The 598-nt window shown below is 40.8% G+C and carries 1 protein-coding gene; it reads left to right on the top strand.

All coding sequences use genetic code 11. The features are described from left to right. Positions 1 to 598, top strand: a 598-nt coding sequence (locus HMPREF2655_RS03050) for a G5 domain-containing protein (protein ID WP_180364312.1), incomplete at both ends; no start/stop codon positions are given.

Here is a 598-nt window from a genome sequence, read left to right as displayed (position 1 = left end):
CGGAACCAAAAGTTGAGCATCAAGAAATCACTACAACAGAAGAGATTCCTTATGCATCTCGTACCGAAAACAATGCTGATCTTGCAGAAGGTACTCGCAATGTGAAACAAGCGGGTGTTAAAGGTACTAAGACCATTACTTGGGATATCACACTGACAGATGGTAAAGAAACAGCTCGTACTAAGAAAAGCGAGAAAGTTACCAAAGAACCAGTAGAAGAAATCATCGAAGTTGGAACTAAGAAAACAGGTGTAGAAACCAAAGAAACAGTGACTGTAGAGGAAAAAGTTGCTTTCAAAGAAGAAACGAAAGTAGACCCAGCACTGGATAAAGGTCAAACGCGTGTTGAAGAAGGTGAAGAAGGTATCGATGAAGTCACTTATGAAGTGACAAAAGTGGATGGTGTTGAAAAATCTCGTAAAGAAGTTTCACGCAAGACCAAGAAAGCAGCCAAAAACAAGATTACTTATACCGGTTCAAAAGCAGTTGTAACGACTAAGGAAGTAACCAAAACTGAAGAAGTTGCCTTCCAGACTCGTGAGGTTGAAAATGCACTCTTAGCTGAAGGTGTTCGCCGAGTGAAGACAGCTGGTCAAAA

The sequence above is a fragment of the Streptococcus sp. HMSC066F01 genome, from assembly GCF_001837335.1.
GTDB classification, from domain to species: domain Bacteria; phylum Bacillota; class Bacilli; order Lactobacillales; family Streptococcaceae; genus Streptococcus; species Streptococcus oralis_S.
The sequence above is the reverse complement of the archived record's forward strand: the minus strand, read 5'-3'. Positions and strand labels throughout refer to the sequence as shown.